At 48.8% G+C, this 24,695-nt stretch carries 16 protein-coding genes and 3 tRNA genes; 12 read left to right on the forward strand and 7 right to left on the reverse strand.

What is annotated here, in order from left to right; all coding sequences use genetic code 11:
• Positions 1-197: 197 nt before the first annotated feature.
• The 3 genes from glmM (at position 198) to N774_RS0111385 (ending at position 5,315) form a co-directional block, all read left to right on the forward strand.
• The gene (gene glmM, locus N774_RS0111375) at positions 198-1,583 is read left to right on the forward strand and encodes a phosphoglucosamine mutase (RefSeq protein WP_024861362.1); all 1,386 of its coding nucleotides are present in this window, start codon (positions 198-200) and stop codon (positions 1,581-1,583) included.
• Between the two features lie 225 nt (positions 1,584-1,808).
• Complete coding sequence (locus tag N774_RS0111380) at positions 1,809-3,377, forward strand: hypothetical protein (protein ID WP_024861363.1); 1,569 nt, start codon at positions 1,809-1,811, stop codon at positions 3,375-3,377.
• Positions 3,378-3,521: 144 nt separating this feature from the next.
• On the forward strand, positions 3,522-5,315 hold the full coding sequence (locus tag N774_RS0111385; RefSeq protein ID WP_037280254.1) for a Na/Pi cotransporter family protein: 1,794 nt from the start codon (positions 3,522-3,524) through the stop codon (positions 5,313-5,315).
• Positions 5,316-5,550: 235 nt separating this feature from the next.
• Here N774_RS0111385 and N774_RS0111390 read toward each other — a convergent pair whose 3' ends face one another.
• The 6 genes from N774_RS0111390 to N774_RS0111415 form a co-directional block, all read right to left on the reverse strand.
• A complete protein-coding gene (locus N774_RS0111390; RefSeq protein WP_024861365.1) occupies positions 5,551-6,324 on the reverse strand; it encodes a hypothetical protein in 774 nt (257 codons plus the stop codon).
• Entirely contained in the window at positions 6,321-8,501 is a 2,181-nt protein-coding gene (rnr, locus tag N774_RS0111395) for a ribonuclease R (protein WP_037280257.1), read from the reverse strand. Before rnr ends, N774_RS0111390 begins: the two co-directional genes overlap by 4 nt.
• A 65-nt stretch (positions 8,502-8,566) precedes the next feature.
• Positions 8,567-8,824 (reverse strand): preprotein translocase subunit SecG, encoded by a 258-nt coding sequence (gene secG, locus N774_RS0111400; RefSeq protein ID WP_024861367.1) that lies wholly within the window; start codon positions 8,822-8,824, stop codon positions 8,567-8,569.
• A gap of 302 nt (positions 8,825-9,126) precedes the next feature.
• The gene (locus N774_RS0111405) at positions 9,127-11,757 is read right to left on the reverse strand and encodes a glycoside hydrolase family 9 protein (RefSeq protein WP_024861368.1); all 2,631 of its coding nucleotides are present in this window, start codon (positions 11,755-11,757) and stop codon (positions 9,127-9,129) included.
• A 265-nt stretch (positions 11,758-12,022) separates the two neighbouring features.
• Positions 12,023-14,527: a glycoside hydrolase family 9 protein gene (locus N774_RS18340; RefSeq protein WP_024861369.1), complete on the reverse strand. Its 2,505-nt coding sequence runs from the start codon at positions 14,525-14,527 to the stop codon at positions 12,023-12,025.
• 302 nt (positions 14,528-14,829) lie between these two features.
• Entirely contained in the window at positions 14,830-16,200 is a 1,371-nt protein-coding gene (locus N774_RS0111415) for an ABC transporter substrate-binding protein (protein WP_024861370.1), read from the reverse strand.
• Positions 16,201-16,496: 296 nt separating this feature from the next.
• Here N774_RS0111415 and N774_RS0111420 point away from each other — a divergent pair, with 296 nt between their 5' ends.
• The 9 genes from N774_RS0111420 to N774_RS0111465 all read left to right on the forward strand — a co-directional run bounded on the left by N774_RS0111420 (position 16,497) and on the right by N774_RS0111465 (position 23,070).
• Positions 16,497-17,618, forward strand: coding sequence for a D-alanyl-D-alanine carboxypeptidase family protein (locus tag N774_RS0111420; protein ID WP_024861371.1), 1,122 nt, complete (start codon positions 16,497-16,499; stop codon positions 17,616-17,618).
• A 130-nt stretch (positions 17,619-17,748) separates the two neighbouring features.
• On the forward strand, positions 17,749-18,474 hold the full coding sequence (locus N774_RS0111425; RefSeq protein WP_024861372.1) for an RsmE family RNA methyltransferase: 726 nt from the start codon (positions 17,749-17,751) through the stop codon (positions 18,472-18,474).
• Between the two features lie 108 nt (positions 18,475-18,582).
• Positions 18,583-18,846: a hypothetical protein gene (locus N774_RS0111430; RefSeq protein WP_024861373.1), complete on the forward strand. Its 264-nt coding sequence runs from the start codon at positions 18,583-18,585 to the stop codon at positions 18,844-18,846.
• Positions 18,847-19,027: 181 nt separating this feature from the next.
• A tRNA-Pro gene (locus N774_RS0111435) sits at positions 19,028-19,104 on the forward strand.
• Between the two features lie 75 nt (positions 19,105-19,179).
• Positions 19,180-19,255 (forward strand) — tRNA-Thr (locus N774_RS0111440).
• A 37-nt stretch (positions 19,256-19,292) separates the two neighbouring features.
• Positions 19,293-19,378: transfer RNA gene (locus tag N774_RS0111445), tRNA-Tyr, on the forward strand.
• 219 nt (positions 19,379-19,597) lie between these two features.
• Positions 19,598-21,421 (forward strand): translational GTPase TypA, encoded by a 1,824-nt coding sequence (gene typA / locus N774_RS0111455; protein WP_024861374.1) that lies wholly within the window; start codon positions 19,598-19,600, stop codon positions 21,419-21,421.
• A 159-nt stretch (positions 21,422-21,580) separates the two neighbouring features.
• Positions 21,581-22,390, forward strand: a complete 810-nt coding sequence (locus N774_RS0111460) for a hypothetical protein (protein WP_196231552.1) — start codon at positions 21,581-21,583, stop codon at positions 22,388-22,390.
• A 14-nt stretch (positions 22,391-22,404) separates the two neighbouring features.
• Positions 22,405-23,070 carry a hypothetical protein gene (locus tag N774_RS0111465; RefSeq protein WP_024861376.1) on the forward strand — a complete coding sequence of 222 codons (666 nt, stop codon included), beginning with the start codon at positions 22,405-22,407 and terminating at the stop codon, positions 23,068-23,070.
• A gap of 128 nt (positions 23,071-23,198) precedes the next feature.
• Here the strand turns inward: N774_RS0111465 and guaB are convergent, their stop codons facing one another.
• On the reverse strand, positions 23,199-24,671 hold the full coding sequence (guaB, locus tag N774_RS0111470) for an IMP dehydrogenase (RefSeq protein WP_024861377.1): 1,473 nt from the start codon (positions 24,669-24,671) through the stop codon (positions 23,199-23,201).
• Positions 24,672-24,695 lie beyond the last annotated feature (24 nt).

The raw sequence follows: 24,695 nt of genomic DNA on the forward strand, positions 1-24,695 counted from the left end.
CTGCATATATTAGACGTATGAGCTCCCCGAATCTCTCACCTTTTATCCCAAAATACAGCGCAGCAGATTATTCGATTAATTTTGTGAATTATTTATTAAATCCGTTGACTACTCTGCGGCAAGGTGCTATAATTAAAGTGTTCGGGCTTTTTTGAGCCTGTACGGAAACAGAATCATTGATAAAGGAGATAATTTAAGTGGGAAAATATTTTGGAACTGATGGATTCAGAGGTACGGCTAATGAAAATCTTACAGCCGATCATGCATATAAAGTAGGACGCTTTCTGGGCTGGTATTACGGCGAGCTCAAAAGAAGAAAGGGCGACGACAGTGCTGCACGCATAGTAATAGGCAAGGACACACGCCGTTCAAGCTATATGTTCGAGTACTCACTGGTAGGCGGACTTACCGCATCGGGCGCAGACGCATATCTGCTCCATGTTACAACGACCCCCTCTGTGGCATACATATCAAGAGTTGACAGCTTTGACTGCGGTATAATGATATCCGCAAGCCACAACCCTTACCACGATAACGGCATCAAGCTCATAAACGGACAGGGCGAGAAAATGGAGGACGAGGTGATTGACCTTGTTGAGGCATACCTTGACGGGAACCTTGAAGCTTTCGGACAGAAGTGGGACGAGGTACCCTTTGCACACGGCGAGAAGATAGGCAAGAGCGTGGACTATGTTTCGGGCAGAAACCGCTATCTCGGCTATCTCATCTCTCTTGGCATGTATTCATTCAGAGGCATGAAGATAGGTCTTGACTGCGCAAACGGCTCCGCATGGAACATTGCAAAGTCTGTATTTGAGGCTCTCGGCGCAGAGACTCACGTTATAAATGCAGCTCCTACAGGCATAAACATCAACAACAATGCAGGCTCCACACATATCGAGGGACTTCAGAAGTTCGTAGTTGAGAACGGTCTTGACGTGGGCTTTGCCTACGATGGTGACGCTGACCGCTGCCTGTGTGTTGACGAAAAGGGAAATGTCATTACAGGCGACCATATCCTTTATATCTACGGCAGATACATGAAAGAGGGCGGCAGACTCCTCAACAATACAGTTGTTACCACAGTAATGTCCAACTTCGGTCTTTACAGAGCCTTTGACGAGATAGGCATCGAATACGCAAAGACAGCAGTAGGCGACAAGTACGTTTACGAATACATGAAGGAGCACGGCTGCTGCATCGGCGGCGAACAGTCGGGACACATTATCTTCTCCAAGTACGCTTCAACAGGCGACGGTATCCTCACCAGCCTGAAGATAATGCAGGTCATCATGTCCCGTCAGAAGAAGCTCAGCGAGCTTGCAGCTCCATTCGTAGTATATCCTCAGGTCCTTGAGAACGTAAAGGTCAAGGACAAGGCTGCCGCACAGGCTGATCCCGATGTACGCGCAGAGGTCGACAAGGTAGCAGCAGAGCTTGGCGACGCAGGAAGAATACTCGTCCGTGAGAGCGGTACAGAGCCTCTTGTAAGAGTTATGGTAGAGGCTCGGGACGAGTCTGTATGCCGCAGCTGCGTTGACAGAGTGGTAAATGTTATCAAGCAGAAGGGGCATACATTATAATAATTATATATAAAGCAAATCAGCTCTCCGCGGCAAAGGCTGCGGGGAGCCATTCTGTATTATTGGTACGATATGTAGAATAATACAGAGGGCTTATGGGACAATTTCAGCGAAATATCGGAAATTTCTGTCAAGCTATTGACGATGTGCCTTTTTAGTGATATAATGAACAGTACGGCGTGTTATGCCGTTATATAAGGAACGAACAATAAAACGGAGGGTAAAATGGCTAAGAACAACAGGCGCGGTCTCGGCGCTGCGCTCAGAAATCAGGATAAAAAAGATGAAGCTGTCATTTCGGGTCCCGCAATAATCAAGCAGCTCAAAAGGCATCTTGCAGCATGGCTGGTGATCGCTATCATCGCGGGTCTTCTCACATTCTGCTATTCGGCATACAAGACTTTTTCCGCAAGAACTCCCGTAAGCGCTCTTGTAAGCTTTACATATACGGGCATTGAAAAGGGTCTTGACCCCAAGGGACGCAAGTTCGAGATCGAAAGCATGAAGAATACCAAGGTAGTTGAAAATGCTCTTAAAGAAGTCGGACTCGGAACTGATAAGATCGAGGATATAAGAACAGGCATCAGCTTTGATTACAAGATACCCCAGTCGGCTTACGATCAGCTCACAGCTCACAGCAGTGTAATGGATCAGGCCTCCAACGGAAGTCTCTCGGCTGCACAGGCTATGCTTGATACAAAGTACTATCCCACACAGTTCACTGTAAAGCTTGACCTGGGCAAGGCAGGGCTCAGCAGACAGGAGGGCGCTGACTTCCTTAATGCTCTGCTCAAAAAGTACGGCGAGCACTTCTATGAGGAGTACGGCTACAACGAGCCCCTCGGTACAGCTGTCACAAGTCTTGAATACAAGGACTATGACTATGCTCAGCAGGTTGACCTTTTCAGAAACTCACTGAAAACAGTCAAGAATTACCTCGACAGCCTTGCAAAGGACGACAATACAACATTCCGTTCAAGCGTTACAGGCTATACATTCAATGATCTTTCGGATTATGCAAAGACTATCACAAGCATCGACCTTGACAGGATCTCATCTTATGTTTCTGTAAACAACGTAACAAAGGATAAGGATTCCGCTCTTGCTTACTACAATTACAGAATAGAGAACCTCAACCGCGATAAGGACGAATACACAGAGCGCCTTGCTGCTCTTGACACATCTATCGCTCAGTATCAGAAGGACGTTATTCAGGTATTCGGCAACGGTACAGACAATACAAATACCGAATCCACACTTCATTCCGAGCAGTACGACTCGTTGTTCAAGCAGAAGACAAGCGTTGAAGCAAGCCTTGCACAGACAAAGCAGGATATAGACTACTATATCTCGAGACGCGATGCTCTCCAGAACAACAAGAACAGCTCAAAGGCTAACGTTGACAAGGTAGAGGCTGACATCGCAGCCCTCAGCAATAAGGTAAATGATCTTGTTGATCTCACAAAAAAGACAGCAAGCGACTACTATGAGAATGTACAGTTCGCAAACGCTTACAATATACTTGTTCCCGCAGCAAATTCAGTAGGCGCAGGCATTAAGCAGGCTGTAAACGATTCCATAAAGACTATCGTTATAGTTGAGTTCTTTATCCTTGCTGTTTACCTTGCTGCTGCATTTATCGGTGCTGTTAAGGCAGCCTGCGGCAGAAAGGCTGCAAAGGCAGGCGCTGACGACGACGATGATGATGACTTTGAAGAGATCGTTGACGCAGTTAAGGAAAAGGCAGAAAAAGCCAAAAAGGCTGTAAACAATAAAAAGAACAAGAAAAAGTAAAAAGCAATTAAGGGACTATCTTGTGATAGTCCCTTTTGTTATGTTAAATCCACGTTAAAGAATGGCGCAAATCCTTGACTTGGATTTTTATCCTGATATAATAATAATTAGAAGTGGGAAAATATTTTTTATCAGGAGAAAATCATGGAAGAATTTTCTATTTTTAACATCTTTACTCTCCTCGGCGGACTTGCCTTTTTCTTATACGGTATGAAGGTAATGTCCACGGGACTTGAAAAGCTCACAGGCGGCAAGCTGGAGCTGGCACTTAAAAAAATGACCTCTAACCAAATCAAAGCACTGCTGCTCGGAATGGGCATAACTATTGCGATACAGTCGTCGTCAGCAATGACTGTTATGCTGGTAGGTTTTGTAAACTCGGGCATTATGTCACTTGAGCAGACTATCGGCGTGTGCTTTGGCTCTGACATCGGAACAACACTTACTGCGTGGATACTCAGCCTTGCAGGTGTTGACGGAAAGAATCCGTTTATAAAGATGCTCAAGCCTTCATCATTTGCACCGTTAGTTGCACTTATAGGTGTTATAATGATAATGGCAGCAAAGAAAAACAAGAAAAAGGACATAGGACGTATCCTTGTAGGCTTTGCCATTATAATGACAGGTATGACTCTTATGTCAGATGCGGTATCACCTCTTGCTGATTCGCCTAAGTTCCAGAATGTACTTACCGCATTCCAGAATCCTATCCTCGGCGTTCTTGTAGGAGCAGGCTTTACAGGCATAATCCAGAGCTCCGCTGCCTCTGTCGGAATATTACAGGCGTTTTCACAGACAGGTGCGCTGACATATGGTATGGCGCTTCCTATAATCATGGGACTTAATATCGGTACTTGCGTAACAGCTCTCATTTCTAGTATCGGAGTAAACAAAAACGCCAAGCGCGTGGCTTGTATACACATACTGATAAAGATACTCGGAACGCTTATACTGCTTCCTATATCAATGATACTTGAAAGCGTGATCCATCTTAGTATATTCGATCAGACTGTTGGCTATGTCGGAATTGCGGTCATGCACTCTATATTCAATATAGCAACGACAATCATTCTCTTGCCGTTCTCAAAGCATATCGTAAACCTTTCAAAGATAATAATCAAGGACGATGCTGCCGAGGAGGAAAGCTCGAAAAAGACAATTACAGGTCTGGACACTATACTCCTCAAAACTCCTGCTGTAGCTGTACACACCTGTATCTCAGCTACAAATCAGATGGCTGAACTCACAAGAGAGACTATCCTCAAGGCGCTGGAGCTATTAAAGGGCTACGACGAGGAAGCCTGTGACCTGATAATCGAAAACGAGGACATAATCGACGGCTATGAGGACAAGATAAACAGCTATCTTATAAAGCTTTCAAAGTCCAGTATCACAGGTGCAGACAGCCGAAGCGTTTCCAAGATGATGCACTGCGTAGGAAACTTCGAGAGAATATCCGACCATGCGGTAAATCTTGTGGAATCGGTTCAGGAAATGCACGAAAAGGGCATAATGTTCTCTGATGAATGTATCAACGAGATAACAGTCATCACCGACGCTATTGCGGAGAATATAAACAAGGCTTTCGACTCATATGTGAACAGCGACCTTGCTACAGCACATAAGGTAGAGCCTCTTGAAGAAGTGGTGGACAACCTGAGCACAGAGCTCAAAAACCGCCATATCCGCAGACTTCAGAACGACGAATGTACAGTTGAGCTGGGATATATCTTCCAGGACGTGCTCACCAATCTGGAGCGTGTATCCGACCACTGCTCAAATATAGCAGGCTGTCTTATCGAGACAGACGAGAAGAAAACTCTCCATGCGTATCTCCATGACGTCAAGGAGAACGACGAGACATTCAGAAATGAATACCGCGAGTATGCAGAGGAGTACTTCCGCAGGCTCAGCGGTGACAGCGTAAAGGCGTCATAATAAAAGTAAGCGGCTGATAAACTCAGCCGCTTTTGTTATCCTGTAGGGGCGGCGTTTCGCCGCCCGTGCCTTGCAATGAGATTAACATGAATACGCTGTAGGGGCTGGCGTCCCCGACAGCCTGTCAAATTTTAGAAAAGGCACGGGGCGATGTAGGCATCGCCCCCTACACAGGGTCATTTATAATTCGTGGGGTATTGACGGGCGGATAATATCCGCCCCTACAATAACGGCTTTAATAAGGCAGCGTGAACTGTCCTGCTTTCCATACGCCGTCGGCATCGATAACTGCGGAGAAATCACGCTTTTCGGTGTAAGCTTCCTCGCCGAAGTCGCTGCCGTCGTAGTAATCCTCAACTGTGAAGAATATCTCGTCATCAGTCTTGGACTTTATCTCCGTTACCTTAGAGGACGAATAGTAGATATCAGAACCGCGGTTGCCGCAGAGCGCGTAGACCGAGCCGCTGCTCTCCATATAGAGGGAGTCGAGCTGATGTGGGTAGCGGTCGCTGAATACCTTGTGGTAGGCGTTCTCAACGTCGCTGAATGACTTGATGCTGCTGTCGGTTATGCGGTAAAAACGCCATGATAAGCTGTTTTCAACGTAGTCGTTGTAGTCCACATCAAAGGGACAGCCCACTGTGAACTGCATTTCTGTGCGGCAGGCAGACTCGTAAAGCGCCTGTGCAGCTGCCAGAAGAGTCTTATCGTCAGCCTTTGAGCTGTCCTCGCTGAAAACAACAGCTCCGTCAGCATTGTATTCAAAGGCTCCGCCGCCGAGAGGGTCGGGCTGTGCGGTAGTTGTCTGAGTAGTTACAGCTGTAGTCGTTGTGACATTTGCGGTAGTTGTGGAGACAGTTGTGGTCTCTGCGCTGTCTGCACTTGTCGTCGTTGCAGCCTCAGTAGTCTCGGGCTTTGTCGGCTGAGAAGCTGTGCCCGCCTTTTTGCCGCAGGATACTGCTGCTGCTGTGAGAGCAGCTGCTGCCATTAATGCTAATATCTTTTTCATTGTTCTTCCTCCTGTTCATCGTCGTCAAGGACGAAATCTATCGTTCCGTCGCTGACGTTTACTGCGGCGCAGACCACCTGAACGGTCTGACCCAGTGTATATGACACTCCGCTGAACCTCTCTGTAAGAGAGACAGGCTCGGAGTAATCGTATTCGCCCTCGGGGAGCGTCCTTATATGGACAAGTCCCTCCACGGTGTTGGGGAGCTCAGCATAGAAGCCGAACTCCGTAACGCCCGATATCTTAGCTGTGAAGCTCTCACCAAGGTGAGCCTTCATGTATTCCGCCTTGTAGCAGTCCTCGCACTCGCGCTCGATAGTTACGGCGCGTATCTCCGCCGCCGATGAACGCTCCGCAGCATTGACTGCAAAGCCCTCGTAGCGCTTGCTGAGCCAGTCGTTGTTGTAGCCAGCCAGTATATCGGTGATTATGCGGTGTATAGCAAGGTCGGGATAGCGGCGTATAGGCGAGGTGAAGTGTGCGTAGTCCTCCAGCACCAGTCCGAAATGTCCCAGCGGTTCGTGGGAGTACTTTGCCTTTGCCATTGAGCGGAGCACCAGCATATTGACTGCCTCGAACTTGTCCGTGCCCTTGGCTTCTTCAAGTATCTTAGCCGCGTGAACGGGCTTGAACTCGCTGAAATGGGGACACTCAAAGCCGTATTTCGGCAGTATCTCGTGGAGCGCCTCTGTCTTTGCTTCGGGGGGAGCTTCATGTATACGGTACACGAAGGGGACTTTCTTATCCTTGGCAAGCTTTGCTGCCGCTTCGTTGGCTGTGAGCATGAACTCCTCGATGATGCGCTCGGACTTGCCTCGCTCGCGGGGCTGTACGTCGCAGCATATGCCGTCCTCATTGATTATGAGCTTGCTTTCGGTGGTCTCTATTTCTGGAGCACGGCGCAGCTTTTTCTTCTCTATGAGCTTGTCAGCCAGCTCGTTCATAAGGTCTATGCTCTTGCGGACCATGGCGTATTTTGCGTTTATCTCATCTGTTGCTGTGCCGTCAAGTATGCGGTTTATCTCCGAATATACGCCCTTTACGCGGGAGCGGATAACGCTCTTGCAGAAGCGGTAGGAGAGCATATTTCCCTCTTTGTCAAGCTCCATGAAAGCCGACAGCGTAAGCCTGTCCTCGTCGGGATTGAGGGAGCAGATACCGTTTGACAGCTCTTTGGGGAGCATGGGAATGACCTTGTCGGCGTAGTATATACTTGTACCGCGCATGAGGGCTTCCTTGTCAAGAGCGCTGTTGCCCTTGACATAGTGGGAGACATCGGCGATGTGAACGCCGAGGCAGTAGCCCTTTCTCGTCTTTGTAACGGATACCGCGTCGTCCAGGTCCTTGGACTCGGCGCTGTCAATGGTGAATATATCCATATCGCGGAGATCCTCACGGTTGTTGAAGGAGTACTCCTGCACGCCGCCCTCGGCTATCTTGCGGGCTTCTCTCAGCACCTCCTCGGGGAAGGCTGTGGGAGCGCCGTGAATCACAAGTATTGAAGCCGCCGATGAAGCCGCGTACTCCGAGCTGCCGAAAACGAGAGTTATCTTTACCTTATGCTCGGCGTGGCGTCTGCCGCGGTAGACTATCTCCGCCAGCACCTTGTCGCCGTTTTCAAAAGGGACGCTCTCCTCTTTTACTATGATGACGTGGTTTCGGGAAGCAGTATCGGGGACGAGATAAGGCTTGCCGTCCTCGAATTCGATACGTCCCGTCAGCTGTGAGCTGCCGAACTCCAGTATATCCAGCACCTCGCCCTCGGGCTCACCTGAGCGTGAGGGGATAGCGGAGATGAGCACCCTGTCGTTGGGCATAGCGCCAAGCATACATTTTCCCGGGATAAAGTACTCAATGCCCTCGTCGGTAACAGCAAAGCCGAATGTTCTGCTGAGCCTTGTGACAGTACCGGGGTACACGTTCATACGTGAGCACAGAGCTGCTTTCATGCCCTTTTTCATCATGACAACGCCCTCGGTGCGGAGTTCCGCAAAGGCTGCGGTGAAGTTCTCCCTGCCTGATTTTTTCGTCCTGCACTTGGACTCCAGCTCGCTGAGGGGCATGGACTTCTTGCCGTATGCTTTCAGGAATGTGACTATTTTATTTTTATAGCTTTCCACGGAAAGGGGAGAGCTGACTTTTTTGGCTGATTGTTTCTTTTTTGGTTTTTCTGACATAAACTCTCCTTGCTGAGGTATCAAAAAATATAAGCCCCATGACCTAAAGTCACAGGGCAGCTTTTTTACTTTGTGAAGATCGGTATGATATTTACCGCAAGTACAACAATGAAAAGAAGGATTGAAAGGAATCTTGTGATCTTAGCAAGAATAGCTTCCTTAGTTCTGCCCTCGTTCTTGCCGTAGAAAGAATCAGCGCTTGCACCTGTAAGAGCAGCAGTCATGCTGTCCTGTGATTTCTGCTCCTGTGAAAGGCAGAGGATAATGGTGATAAGGCTGATGACGAGTATAGCGATACCGCCGGCGATCTCTAAAGTTGACATAAAAACTACCTCCGAAATATACAGTTATGATTTACGGCAAAAGCCGAAACATTTCAATTAGCTTTACTATTATATCACAGAAGCGGCGGATTTGCAAGGGCTTTCGGCGAAAAAGCAAGACAAAAAAATGCAGCAAAATTGTGGAAATCGTACAAGTTTGCGTGAAAGCATAAAAAAGCAGCTCCGAGGGGAGCCCCCTCTGGCAAAATTGTGGCAAAAAATTACCGAGCCCATAATTTCAGGCTCGGTAATCTAATTTTTCTGTTAATGTAAGATGACTAATGGGGAGCTGCTTTGTGTCATCAAACCTGATCTACAGGAAGTGAGCTTATAAGGTTGAGGAGCTTCATCTGGATAGCGAGAGCGTCGTTTGAAGTAACACCGTTACCTCTTCTGTGAACGTCTGCGTTAGCCTGACCCTGCTCAGTCAAGTGTGTTCTGTCAGAACCGTTGAGACCGTACTTGTTGGGGTTAGCAAGTGACTGCATGATAAGAACTACGTCTGAAAGGTCTACCTGATTATCGCAGTTTGCGTCACCGAGGAGCTTAGCGTCGAGTTCCTTGTTAGGAGCTGTAGTAGTTGTAGTTCTTGTGGTTGTGGTTGTTTCCTTTGTAGTTGTTCTTGTAGTAGTTGTTGTAACTCTTGTTGTTGTTACGTTGCTTGAAGAGCCGCTTGTGTGGAGAACTACCTTTTCGATAGTAACATCGTCACCGTGAGGCCAGAATACCATAGCCTTTATAGTTGAGCCAACCTTTGACGGGAATGTGTAGTCGATAGCTACAGTCTTGTCAGAGCCTACCTTTACGCCCTTGAAGTCTTCCTGCTCCCACTCGCCTGTCCATGTGCCGAAAGCACCTGAAACCTCTGTGTCGCTGGAGTTTACCTTGAGGTAAAGTGTGCATGACTTAGCTCCGTCCGGTGCGAACTCAGCATAGTTGTTGATCTTGCCGTCGTCGCCTTCCTCTGTATCGACCTTCATGTCAGAAGCAGTGAGGACCTTGTCGTTTCCGCTGCTTGATGAAGAGCTGTTGTCTGGCTTTGTAGTTGTTGTGGTATTGTTGCCGTTGTTTGGCTTTGTTGTTGTCTTTGCGCTTGCGCTGTTGTTGCTGCCGTCGCCGTCGAGAACTATCTTCTCGATAGTAACGCCGTTGCCGTGAGGCCACCAAACCATAGCCTTGATAGTTGAACCGACCTTTGATGGGATATCGTAGTCGATAGCAACTGTCTTGTCAGAGTTAACCTTAACGCCTGAGAACTCTACCTGATCCCATGTACCTGTCCATGTACCGAAGCCGCCTGATACCTCAGTGTCGTTTGTGTTTACCTTGAGGTAAAGTGTAGCCTTCTTAGCACCGTCGGGGCTGAACTCAGCGTAGTTGTTCATCTCGCCGTCGTCACCCTCTTCAACGCCTACCTTCATGTCAGCAGGGAGAAGAGTCTTGCCGCTGCCTGATGAAGTGTTTGGCTTTGTTGTGGTTGTTGTATTATTATTGTTGTTGCCGTTGTCGGGCTTGGTTGTTGTGGTTGTAGGAGTTGTTACAGGGTCGGGAGTGCTTGAAGAAGAACCGCTGTAGATCTTCTTAACGCCCTCGATAGTTGATACAGTAGAGCCTGTCTTGTAGAAGTGGTAAAGACCTGCTGCTGCACCAACGAAGCCTGCGTTATAGTCAACAGCGACCTCGTTGCCCTGATAGTCTGAACGAACGTCCTGATATGTTCCGTTAGCATCAAGAGGACCGCCGCAGAGAGCACCTACAAGGAGGTACTTGTTGTTCTGTCCGTCGTTGCCCTTGCTTGCGTCAACATCGGGAGAAGCTGCTCTGTGGTGAGGATTCTTAGATGAATTGGACTTGAAGCCTACAACGAGACAGTGTGACTGTCCGTTTGCGAATGCCTTGTCACCTGTGAGGTACTGCATCTGACCCTTAGCCCATGAGGAATTAGCCTTGTTGTACTTAGCTGCGACCAGTGAGCAGAGCTGAGCAGTAGCGTTATGTCTTGCAGAGCCCCATTCGTTAGCGAAGTAGTAGCCGTCGCCGTTGAACTTGCCGAGCTCGCTTGCGTTGCCCCAGTCGCCTGTGATCTCACCCTTGAGGATAGCAGCACCGAGCTGTACGCTCTCCCATGAGTGAACTGAGTAAGCGATAGGACAGTTCTTCAGGTCATTGAGGTATGTATCTTCCTTGGTAGCAAGGTACAGCCAGCCTGCTGCCCAAGCTATTTCGTCCTCAGAGCCTGTCCAGTGTGCATCGTAGAAGGTGCCTGCTGAATAGAAGCCTTTATCCTTCTTTGAGAATTCGTAAAGAGCCTTAGCGTACTTGAGGTCGTCAGCGTTGCCGAAGTTTACGTAGTTAGCTGCGAGAGCTGCTGCGTACTCGGCTGTAACGTTTGCTGCACCGCCTGAGGACCAGAGCATACGGCCTCTGTCGCCCTGTGTTTCGGGAGCGCCCCAGTAAGCGTGGTCTGTGTTTCCTTCGCCCTTTTCGATAAGTACCTCAGAAACTGTATTGCCGTTGAGCTTTGTAGCGTCACGGAAGAATTTACAGAATTTGTCAGTTATTACCTTGAGATGTGCGCCCTGACCTGTAGCCTCGTAAGCGTCCTTGAACTCGTAGTAGGACCAGCCAAGTGTAGAAGCTGCATAGCCCTGTGGCTGACCGAACATTACGTGGTCGCCTGCGTCGTGGAAACCGCCCGGAACTACATCGTTCATGTGGCAGTTGCCTCTCCATGTGAGAGCACAGTCGGAGTTGTTGCCGCACATATTTGCGTCATAGAAATAGAGGGAGTACTGAAGGAGCTTTGCATAGTTATCGCCGTCAGCCGCAGTTGCTGTGAGAGAGGGAGACACCGCTGAGAGAGGTGCTGCAAGAGCGGAAACAGCGACAGCGCCGCTGATGATGGCTGATTTCAGCCTGTTTAATTTGTTCATGTTATCACACTACTTTCTAAATTTTTTCGCCTATAATATGTCTCAAAATCTATTATACAGGTTTTGCATTGAAATTTGGTTACAAATCGGTAACTAAAATATTACAATACGGTTAAATAAGGCTTTTTGCTTATATTTTCGGCATAGTGTGCAATCAGAAGCCTTACACATTGTGCATAATCACGATGAAATTATTAGGCAACAGGTGGACAAAAAATGTCCGCGCAGATAAAATATTCTGCACGGACATTTTGGAGGTGATGAGTTATGATCTTACTGGTAATGTTTTGATGATCTTCAGCAGGTACTGCTGTATGCAGAGAGCGTCCTCTGTGGTAACACCGCTCTGCATGTTTACATCAGCGTTTGAAAGTCCGAATTCTGTGATATGTGACTTCTCCGTGCCGTTGAGACCATACTTGTTTGGATTTGCAAGGGACTGCATGATAAGCACAACGTCTGCAAGGTCAACGCCGCCGTCGCAGTTTGCGTCGCCGAAGTCAACGCCTGTGCCTACTGAGATAGTAACAGACTTTGTCTGACCTGCGGGACCTGTGAAGCTTATGCGTGCCGAGCCCTCTTTCAGTCCGATGATCTCATAGGTATTCTCACCGCTCTTTGTCAAGGAGATAAGGTCTTCATCGTAGTTCAGAGTACCGAATGGAATGAGGTTTGCGCCCTTTTCAAATTTCAGTATCGCCTTGTCGCCTACAGCTATCCTTTCGCGGCTGATGCTTATCTCAAAGTCTGAGCCGTCAAGGTTTGTAGTAGGTTCCGAAGCGTCCTTGTATGTGATCTTCTGTTTGTAGTTCAGCAAATGAACGCCTTCGGGGTAATTGTCGGGATATATCGTTGTATTGGCTGTGACAAAATATTCGCCTGCGGGCAGAGTATTTGCCATTTCGCCTTTCCATATAGCGCCGTTTTCGCCGCCTATAGATACGTCTCTTGCAGAGATAGCGATATTGTCTACTGTGCGAGGTGTGCCGTAGAATATACCTGACCTGTTTCCGTTTGCTTCTACCCAGCGTGTCTCAGAGTGTATCTTTAAGGAAACGCCTGTAAAATCGAGATCTTCACCTACAGTATAAACTGTTTTTGTGGGATATGAGACTACCTCCTCCACATAGTATTCAGGTCTGAAAGTAATTGTTTCTTTAGGTGCCGGTGATGTGGTCGTAGTAGTTGTAGTTGTTGGCTCAGTATTTGAAACGGTAGTTGTGGTCGTAGTCTCAGTTGTAACGATAGACGAGCTGTCGCCGAACTTGAAATCTGCATTTATTTCGTCTGCTTTCTTTGCAAGTGCGGGCATTGCAGCCGCGTCGCCGCCGTAGAGGTTGGCGATACCTGCGCAGGCAATTGCGAAGCAGCCGTTGTAGTCCAGCGCACCCTCGGTGTACTGGTATTTGTCTGTCTGATCCTGATAGCCGCTCTTGTCGTCGCCGCCTACGAGGAGACCGTAAGCTGTGTACTTAGCGGAAGGATTGGACGAAGCACCGTTTGCGTCGTTGCCCGGGTTTGCTGCGCGGTGGTGGATATGTACGGGCCACTTGTCGCCGTAGCCCAGCAGGAAGCTGTAGCCGAGACTGTTGTTTCCAAGGATATGATCCATCTGATACTTTGCAGCCTTTGCGTAGGCAGCGTCCTTGTCGCCCTTTGCAAGAGCGATAGCGTCCATCTGCTTAGCGCAGTTGTAGCGTGAAGCGCCCCAGCCGTCAGCGTTGTATGTGCCTACTACAAGGTCGCCCTGCTTCTGGAGCTCAGCCTTGAGCTCATCAGCAAAGACCTGATCCTCTGTAGCCTTGTACATCAGAGCTGCATAGCCCTGCCAAACCTTGTTCCAGCAGTATACCCAGCCGTCATACTGCTGATTGCCGTAGTCACCGTTCTTTGGGACGGGTGTGGGCTTGCTGCCCTCGCCGCAGAGCCAGAGCCAAGCCTGAGCCATAGCTTCCTCGTCCTGATACTGAGCCTCAGTGCCGTAGAAGTCGGCAAGACCGCCGCCCTCGTTGCCTGTGTGCTTCTGACCGAATTCAAGGAGCGCCTTGGCGTATTTGATACACTTTGCGGAGTATTCGGGATCTGAGTCCTTCACTATATAAGCCGTACCTGCCAGACCTGCTGCCATTTCGCAGCATACCGCGGAATTGTTCTTGCCTGCTGTGAGCCAGTATATAGGTCTTGCATAGGTCTGAGTCTCTGGAGATGACCATATAGCGTGATCCTCGCCGCCGTTTGCAACAACGTGAGCTACAGCAGCCACATTGCCCGAGCTGTCGAGGAAGGTAGTCTTCATAAGGTAGTCAGCGCCCCATTTCAGCTCGTATATAAGGTGATCCTTGCAGCCTGCCTTCTCGTAGATGCCCTCGTTGAGGTACTCGGAGAGTGCCAGACTGTTTATGCCGAAGCCGATAGTGAGGTTGAATTTGATGTGGTCGCCTGCGTCGTGGAAGCCCCCCGAAACATCGACTTTCCCGTCGCCGTCGGGATCGACTGCGGACTTTGCCGAGCCGTCAAGACTTCCCACAGACGCCTGTGCGTCGTAGGTGTGGCAGTCTCCGCGCCATGTGAGCGGACCGTCGGTGATACCGCTTCCGCAGGCATTTGCGTCGTACATATAGAGCGACATTGCAAGTGCTTCATAGTAGTTGTTGTCTGCGTCCGCAGCGACCGTTGTTACAGGCTGTAACGACGCCGTTGAAGTCAGCGCCATAACGGCTGATGCGGCGGCAGCAGTAAGCTTTCTCGAAAGCTTTGCTAAATTCTTCATTGTAAAAACCCCTCTCATGTTTTGTCACAGAAGCATAGCTTCTATACTAACATTATAACATATTGAGGGCGGTTTTTGTGAACGTTTTATGTATATTTGCACAATACAACTAAACTTTGGAGAATGTATCAAAAACCTTTACAGCAATTTGTTGCATTTTACTATCAGAGAACAAAAAGGACGGCTTGCGCCGTCCTTTGTCAGCCTTTAGCCATTAGCCGTTAGCCTTTAGCTATAGGGGCGGATAAAATCCGCCAATGCTATTGACGGGGCGATGTGGGCATCGCCCCCCTACTTAGTTCTTAGTTATACTTCTTTATCTCCTCGTCGATAATGGGAGACATTCTGTCGCGGAGCTCCTCCCATGAGCCTACGGGAGAGCTGCCCTCCAAAAAGGCTGTGGATATATTGTCCATAGCGCCTCTTGTGTCGAAATTGCAGTCGCCGTCCTTCAGCATAGTCTCACCCATGCCGTAGCCGAAATCAAAGACAGGCTGGGACTTTGCGATGTTTTTATACTCCTGAAGTGCGTTGTACTGCTCCTCGGTCATGGTCTTGAGAGCCTGTTCCTTTGCCTTGGCTGTGAACTTCTCGTCGGAAGCCGCAATGCGCTCGCATTTGAGATATGTTGCAACAGCTCTGCCCTTTGAGGAATTCTTCACCAGCATTCTTGCGTCGTAGTCGCAGGCAACGTGGTACTTGTCGGTCTCGGGACACCTCGGGAAAGGAACTATCATAAGGTCTGCCTCGGAGAATATCCTGTTTGATGTAGCCAGAGTGCTGTCGCTCGAAGCGTAGAACAGAGTGCTGTAATCTGTCTGGAATGAGCCTTTGAGACTCTTGTTGTACAGCCAGCGCGACTGGATATCCTGCATTATCACCTCTGCTCTGGCTATCTTGGGGTCTGCGATGTTGTTCTTGAAGCTGTCACCCTCAAGGCTTACAACGGAGGTGCCGCTTGAAGCCAGCATAGCTCTGCCGTAGAAGCCGCTTATGCCGAAGTGGTGGAGCGAGGACTCCTTTAATGCGAATGTATTTATCATATTATGGAAGACGTTCCAGTCCCATTTGCCGTCCTTGTAGAGAGTATACGGGTCGTCGATGCCCGAGTCCTTCATAAGCTTTCTGCTGTAGGTCAGTATCTGGGGCTCCGAAACAGAAAACGGGACCACATAGTGCTTGCCCTTGTATGCGAACATATCTATGACAGGAGACATATCCTCCCACATTCCGTCGTCCACGCCCATATCCTTGAAATAGGAGTCAAGGGGCTGGAACCTGTCCTTGATAACGCCCTCGGGGAACACGCTCATATCGTAGGGGAACATGTCCACTTCTTCGCCTGCCTGTATCATCTGGTCGAGCTTTGTGAACTTCTCCTCGGGGGAAACGGGCACAAAGGTAATGCTGCCGCCGTAGACGTCCTCAAATATGGACAGAGCCGTGGACTTTGCGCCCTCCTCGGGATTGAGGTCGAAATCCGACAGCCATACTATATCCATGCTGCCGCTTTCGGTGACAGTATGGGAGCTGCTCTCCTTTTTGCCTGTAGAAACAACAGATTCGGGAGAACTGTCGGAAGATGTATCATTTTTCTTTTTGCTGCACGAAGCTGCGGAGAAGACGGTTCCCACTGCGAGAACGGCAGCAAATATCCTTTTCATATCTGACATAGAACTACTCCTTTCGGACACTGTACAGTACATGCACAGTATGAGCATATATTATTATACTCGTTTCGGATAGGCGTGTCAAGGACGCTGTGATTTTAACCGCATTGTAACCAAAACAGCGAGCCTTTGTTGAAAAACGCCAAAAAAGGTGCGTGTTATATGTCAAAGTGTTCAAAAAATGCGGAATTGACATAAAATTGCGTGACATTTCATTTTACCTGTGATATAATATTAATAAGGTATTTAACAGGCAGTAATCATGTCCTGCCGAAAATCATAGAAAGGGCTTTATCACCATGGACAACAACAGATATGATAGATATGAATCCCACCGTCCCCGCAAGAGAGTATCCCGCAAGACACTGAGAAACAGACGTCTTGCAGCTCTTTTCATCATAGCACTGATCGTACTTATTTTCGTGATACTTATTGCGAAAGGCTGCTCCAAGAGCGACAAGAAAAGCAAATCAAGCAAGGTAACTTCAAATACTACCATTACAACTACATCGACCACTACGGATCCCGCTATCACCACAACAGCTCCGACTACCACAACGCTGGCAGATCCTGTAAACAAGAGCGACTTCAAGCTTGACAAGACAAGCGTTTACATTGCGGTGGGCGAGCAGGATACACCTATGGTACAGGCTTATCCCGAGGGAACCTACGAATCCGACGAGCGCTGGTCATCAGGCGATCCGAGCATTGCTACAGTTGACAGCTACGGACATATCAAGGGTATCTCCAAGGGAGTATGCTACGTAACTCTCAGATCAGCGGCTGACCCGAAGCAGGAAGTTATGATAAAGGTAACTGTCCGCGGCGACGATACTGACGATACATCAACGCCTCAGTCCAACAAGGCTGAGGCTCCAGAGCCCCCTGTGTACGATACAGAGGGGCTTACTTATATAGAAGGGGTATTGATAGCGAACAAGTCCTACAGTCTGCCTGCGAGCTTTGCTCCGGGGCTTGAACCTCTCTGTTATACCCAGTTTCAAGCCCTTTCCGGTGCGGCAGCCAAGGAAGGGCTTAGCATTTGGATAGGCTCGGGCTACCGCTCCTATCACGATCAGGAGATAATCTACGACAACTACGTAAAAGAGGACGGCAAGGATGCGGCTGATACCTATTCCGCACGTCCCGGGTACTCCGAGCACCAGACAGGACTTGTCATAGACTGCAATACCATTGACGACGCTTTCGGCTATACTCCCGAAGCTGCATGGCTTGCGGAGCATGCCCACGAGTACGGCTTCATAATCCGCTACCCGCAGGGCAAGGAGGAGTATACAGGCTACAAGTACGAGCCGTGGCATATCAGATATGTGGGCTCAAAGCTGGCAACAAAGCTCCACAAGAGCGGACAGTGCCTTGAGGAATATCTGAACATCAAATCCGAATATAAATCTTCATGAGCGCAGAGCCTGCGCTCCCGACCACGTTGACGTTCACGGGCTCGCTCACTTTTTGCAGAAGGTTAACTTTGCTTTCGCTTACGGCAATAGTAAACGGATTTTTACATATGAACAGGAAGGGCTGAAGGCTATGCCAAGATTCTTTACTAATGAGATAGACGAGAATAATATAGTTCTCACGGGAAGCGACGCCAATCACATAGGGCGCTCCCTCCGCATGAGAGTGGGAGAGGCTGTGACGGTGTGCTGCAGCGGCGTGGACTACTGCTGTACTATCGGCAGCATAACCGCAGATTCCGTATATCTCGACCTTGTGGAGAAGCACAGATGCGCGGCAGAGCCCAATGTGGAAGTGACACTGTTTCAGGCTGTCCCCAAGCTTGACAAGCTGGAGTACATCATACAGAAAAGCGTAGAGCTTGGTGTGTCGCGGATAGTTCCCGTACTTACAAGGCGCTGTATTTCACGTCCCGATGAGAAGGACTTCGCCAAAAAGAAGCTGCCCCGACTTAACAAGATAGCCGAGGAAGCCGCAAAGCAGTCGGGCAGGGGACTGATCCCCGAAGTGACTCCTATGGTGGATCTCAGGGAAGCAATTGAGATGATGAAGCAGCTTGACCGCACCGTGCTCCTCTATGAGGAGGAGGGAGGCTGCTCCTTCGGAGACGTGGAGCTTTCGGGAGTCAGGACAGTTGGGCTCTTTATCGGCAGCGAGGGCGGATTCGACAGGGAAGAAGCGGAAATGGCGGTGAATTCAGGCGCAAAACAGGTCTGGCTGGGCAAGAGGATACTGCGTTGTGAAACTGCACCAATAACTGCCCTTTCAATTTTGATGTTTTTAACAAATAATATGTAAAGAGTTGAAATTTCAGAAATAGTATGATATAATATTTATAGATTATCGTAATCCGTTCGCAAGCGGTTCGGTAAGTACTAATTCTTGCGGAGAAAAGAGGAAAATAAAATGAATAAGTTTTTAGTAGCTATTTTAGCTGCTGGTGCAGCAGCTGCCGTTGGATATGTCGCAGCACAGGCTCTCAAGGACAAGGGTTCGGATTCAGACTATGATGACGACGATTACGATGATTTCGATAATTTCGATACAGACGAAAGCATCGATTTTGAGATCAGCGAGGACGCTGCTGATGAGATAAAGGACAAGGCAGAGGACGTTGCTGAGGATATCAAGGACGCTGCTGAGGATATCGCAGAGGATATCAAGGACTAATGTTTTTTATAAGGGAGCTGCGGCTCCCTTTTTATTTTATCTGCTTTCGGCAAAAAACACCGAAAACATAAGATGATATTGTGAAATCTTACAAAATGCGATATCAGTGCTTGACAAGCAGGATTTGTTCTGATATAATATAAAAGCTGTCTGTCACAGACGTGTCAGTTACCATGATCACCGAGGCGTAACTCAGTTTGGTAGAGTGCTTGCTTTGGGAGCAAGATGCCGCAGGTTCAAGTCCTGTCGCCTCGACCAGATTTTTTTTGAAAAAACTTCAAAAAAGTACTTGACAATCGCAGCAAACTATGATATAATAATTAAGCGTTAAACGCTGGTGTAGCTCAGTTGGTAGAGCAGCTGATTTGTAATCAGCAGGTCGGGGGTTCGAGTCCGTCCACCAGCTCCATTATTTTGTCCTGAGACAAAATACAACAACTCTTATTGGGAGAGTTCCCGAGTGGCCAAAGGGGGCAGACTGTAAATCTGTTGCTTTTCAGCTTCGATGGTCCGAATCCATCCTCTCCCACCAGAAACGCCCCGAAAAACTTTCGGGGCTGTTTTTGTTTCATTCGCCGTAAACCTTGCAAATTCCCTGCAAGGGCTTTTTTATGCCCGGAAAAAAAGAGGATTTGCACGGAAACATAGTCCATATGTTCAGAAATGTATATATAATGCAGGGAAAGATCGGCGGAAGCCGCTTACATATATAAACACAAGAAAGTCAAAGACTATCTGGAGGAAAGAAAATATGATAAGAGAAGATTTAAGAAACATCGCCATTATCGCTCACGTTGACCACGGCAAGACCACTCTCGTTGACGAGATGCTCAAGCAGGGCGGCGTGTTCCGTGAGAATCAGGCTGTTGCAGAGCGTGTAATGGACTCAAACGACATCGAGAGGGAAAGAGGTATCACTATCCTTGCAAAGAATACCTCGGTAATGTACAACGGCACAAAGATAAATATCATCGACACCCCCGGCCATGCTGACTTCGGCGGCGAGGTAGAGCGTGTACTGGAAATGGTTGACGGCGTTCTCCTCCTTGTTGACGCAGCTGAGGGTCCTATGCCGCAGACACGTTTCGTGCTCTCAAAGGCTCTGGAAATGGGACACAAGATAATCGTAGTAGTTAACAAGATAGACCGTCCCGACGCCCGTCTTGACGAGATCGGCGACGAAGTTCTCGAGCTTCTCCTTGACCTTGACGCAAACGAGGAGCAGCTTGAGAGCCCCCTGCTTTTCTGCTCGGGCAGAAGCGGTACAGCTTCTCTCAGCCAGTATGAGGCAGGCACAGACCTGAAGCCCCTTTTCGACACTATCATCAACTACATCGAGCCTCCTAAGGGCGAGGAGAACGACCCGCTCCAGATGCTCATTTCCTCTATCGATTACAACGAGTACGTTGGACGTATCGGTATCGGCCGTATCGTAAGAGGCAAGATAGCCGTAAACCAGCAGGTAACAGTCTGTGATTACACAGGCTCAAAGAAGAACTACAACGCCAAGATAGTTTCACTTCTCCAGATACAGGGACTCAACCGTGTTCCCGTTCAGGAGGCTCAGATGGGCGATATCGTGTGGATATCGGGTATCGAGAACATCACTATCGGCGATACTATCTGCGCAACTGACGCTCCCGACCCGCTCCCGTTCGTAAAGATAAGCGAGCCTACCGTTGAGATGACATTCTCCGTAAACGACAGCCCATTCGCAGGACGCGAGGGTAAGTTCGTAACATCACGTCAGCTCCGCGAGAGACTTTTCAGGGAGCTCTTAAAGGACGTTTCTCTCCGCGTTGAGGAGACAGACTCCACAGACTCATTCCGTGTAGCAGGCAGAGGTGAGATGCACCTTTCTATCCTCATTGAAAATATGCGCCGTGAGGGCTATGAGCTGGGCGTATCAACTCCCCGCGTTCTCTTCAAGCAGGATGAGAACGGCAGAAAGCTCGAGCCTATCGAGCGCCTTGTTATCGACGTTCCCGAGGACTGCGTAGGCTCCGTAATGGAAAAGATAGGCGCACGCAAGGGCGATATGGTGGATATGCACCCACAGGGAAGCCGCATGCGTATCGAGTTCCTTATCCCTGCAAGAGGACTTTTCGGCTATAAGAGCGAGTTCCTTACAGATACAAAGGGCGAGGGCATCATGAGCCACGTATTCGACGGCTATCAGCCTTACAAGGGCGATATTGAGCGCAGAAACACAGGCTCTCTCGTTTCATTCGAGACAGGCGAGGCTGTAACATACGGTCTTTACAACGCTCAGGAGCGCGGACAGCTCTTCATCACATCTGGTACTCCCGTATATGAGGGCATGATCGTAGGAGCTTCACCAAAGACAGAGGACCTTGTTGTTAATGTCTGCAAGAAGAAGCACCTTACAAATACCCGTGCCAGCGGAAGCGACGACGCTCTCCGTCTTGTTCCTCCGAGAATACTCAGCCTTGAGGACTGCCTTGAATTCCTTGCAGATGACGAGCTCCTTGAGGTAACTCCCGAGTCTCTCCGTATCAGAAAGAGAGTCCTCAGCAATACTCAGAGAGCTAAGGACAGAAGCAAAAAGGCTTGATTTTCATCAAATAAACACATACAAAACATACAGTTTGCAGATTTGGGAGCTATGATAGATAAAAATCTCTATCTGTGCTCCCTGATCTGTATTTATGGTCATGAGCAGGCAATAATACAGAAAAAGCCTGTAAACGACAAAGTGAGAGGAAAAAGGATGATGGATAAAAAAAGGCTTACGGCACTGGCGCTTGCAGCTGTATCGCTTCAGTGTCTTGCAGGCTGCGGCAAAAAGAAAAATGACAGCATGCCCAGCTATGCTGAAACTCCCGTTGAGACCACCACAGAGCCTCCTGTCGGCGGAGCTGATATCTCGGGAGACAATTTCGACAGCGAGGCTTATATGGCTAAGATCACCGAGCACGTAAACGCTGCGGAGGTCACTGACGAGCCCCTTGTGCTGGGCAGTATCGGAAAGGACGTCATAGTCCCCGAGGACGACGCTGTGGACGTGGGACTGGGCTCGTACCGCGTGAGCAGCTGCGGTATAAAGCTGTACTATGATGAGACAGAGTTCTCCGAAGAACTGCTGCTCACTCTCGAAAAGTACTTCATTGCATTGTCGTCGGCGGATTATGCCACCTATATACGCTGCGTGTGTCCAAGCTATATCGAAGAAATGGAGAAATTCCTTGACGAGAAATACGGCTACGACCTTAAAACTTCATTTGCGAATCAGTGCTCCACATTGGCACAGCAGATGAAGGGCGACTACAGGATAACACGCATAAAGCTTGAACCCGCTCCTGTGTATACAGAGGGCAAGGATAATCTGGAGACCTTTTTCTCCTCACTTGACGAGCTGTTCGGAAAGGACTACTACAGCCTTGTAAAGGAAGAGAATGACGAGGTCATCGACGCGAATTTCTACATCATGGCGGAAGACCCATACGGTCAGGAGCAGCTCCTTGTCAGCGACTGTGAGATAGTCTTTGTTGCCAAGGACGGCAAATACTATACATTTGGATGAGGTGAACCTATAAGATGAATGGTCATATCAGAAAAGCGGCAGCTCTGCTTGCTGCAATGCTAATAGCTGCTTCTGCGGCAGCCTGCGGCGAAAAGAAGAACAGCGAAAACGCAGGTATACATCAGGATAATAATCTTGCGAAAATAGACGCTCCCGACGGAGACTACTCTGATTATGCCGAGAGAGAGCTGAAGCCCGATACCTCGGATGTACCGCTGATGATAACTTTCCGCGCCACATTTGCCACAGACGAAGAGGCAAAGAAGATATCCGAATTCTATTATGCTATATCCGAGAAGAACGCTGAGTACCTTGAAAAAAGCGTTCAGCCAGATGTGCTCAAATATATGCTTGACGGTTCATCGGCTCAGGATTATCTCAACAGCGAATATGATTTTATAAAGGATACCCTCATAGGAGCAGATTTTGAGTTCTCGGCAGCAGCTATTGATGATGACAACACCAACGACGATACTATCTATCAGTATGACTCGCTGCTTGCAAAGGCTGCGCCTGACGTAAAGCCCACAAGCAAAAAGGTGTTCAAGGTAAATTGCCTGTATAATAAAAAAGGCGAATCGGGACAGCTTTCACTGGCAAACAGACTTCAGGAGAACAATATGGACGAGCTGCAGGTGGCAGTCTATACCATAGACGGCAAGCCGTATATCATATTCTGATAAATATAAAAGGCGGACTTTATGTCCGCCTTTACATATTGTGCCGTAAGCGATGTACGATCAACGGTTTTGATGATAGTAAACGAGTTTACGAGTGACAACGTGGTCAGCCGGCGCGGGCTCCGCGCTCATATCTGTGTTGAATAGTTAGGAGCTTCCTTGGTGATATAGATATCATGCGGGTGGCTCTCTTTAAGTCCTGCACCTGTGATGCGTATGAACTTAGCCTTCTCGTGGAGCGTAGGAATGTCTACGCAGCCGCAGTATCCCATACCCGAACGGATACCGCCCACAAGCTGGAAGATAGTGTCCGCAACAGGACCCTTGAAAGGAACACGTCCCTCAACGCCCTCGGGAACCAGCTTCTTGGCGCCCTCCTGGAAATATCTGTCCTTGGAGCCGTTAGCCATAGCACCGAGACTGCCCATGCCTCTGTATACCTTGAACTGACGACCCTGATATATCTCAGTTTCACCTGGAGCTTCTGCACAGCCTGCAAGGAGCGAGCCGAGCATAACTACATTTGCGCCTGCTGCAAGAGCCTTTACGATATCGCCCGAGTACTTGATACCGCCGTCAGCGATAACGGGGATACCGTACTTCTGAGCAACACATGCAACGTCATAAACAGCAGTGATCTGAGGTACACCGATACCTGCAACTACACGGGTAGTACAGATAGAACCGGGTCCGATACCTACCTTGAGGCAGTCAGCACCTGCTGCGATAAGAGCCTCGGCAGCCTCTGCTGTAGCGATATTTCCTGCGATAACAGGTATCTCGGGGAATGCTTCCTTGACCATTTTCAGGCACTTGATGATGTTTGCGCTGTGACCGTGAGCTGAGTCAAGTACAAGTACGTCAGCCTGAGCGTCGATAAGAGCCTTTGCTCTGTCGAGAACGTTGGCTGTAACGCCGATAGCAGCACCGCAGAGGAGTCTGCCCTTGCTGTCACGGGCGGAGTTAGGATACTGAACGGATTTTTCGATATCCTTTATTGTGATAAGTCCCTTGAGAATGCCGTTCTCATCAACGAGAGGGAGCTTTTCGATCTTGTGTGCACGGAGGATCTCCTGAGCCTGAGCGAGAGTAGTACCAACGGGAGCAGTGATAAGGTTGTCCTTAGTCATTACCTCTGAGATCTTGGCATTGAAGTCTGTGAGGAAGCGCATATCTCTGTTGGTGATGATACCCATGAGCTTGCCGTTTCCGTCAACTATCGGAACGCCTGATATCTTGTACTTGCCCATAAGCTCGTCCGCATCGGCAACGATGTGGTCTTCGGTGAGGGAGAAAGGATTCACGATAACGCCGTTCTCACTTCTCTTTACCTTGTCCACCTCTTCAGCCTGCTGCTCAATGGACATATTCTTGTGGATAATACCGATACCGCCTTCACGGGCAATGGCAATAGCCATACGGGAATCGGTAACTGTGTCCATAGCGGCTGTCATAATGGGGGTGTTGAGGTGAACGGTTTTTGTGAGCTGAGTACCGATCTGGATCATGTTGGGCGTAACGTTTGATTCAGCGGGTATAAGCAGCACATCGTCGAAGGTAAGACCTTCCTTCTGAAATTTGCTGTTCATGTCGGTCAGCATAAAAAATTCCTCCTTGCATTTATT

Origin of the sequence: Ruminococcus flavefaciens AE3010, assembly GCF_000526795.1 — a bacterium.
Lineage (GTDB): Bacteria > Bacillota > Clostridia > Oscillospirales > Ruminococcaceae > Ruminococcus > Ruminococcus flavefaciens_D.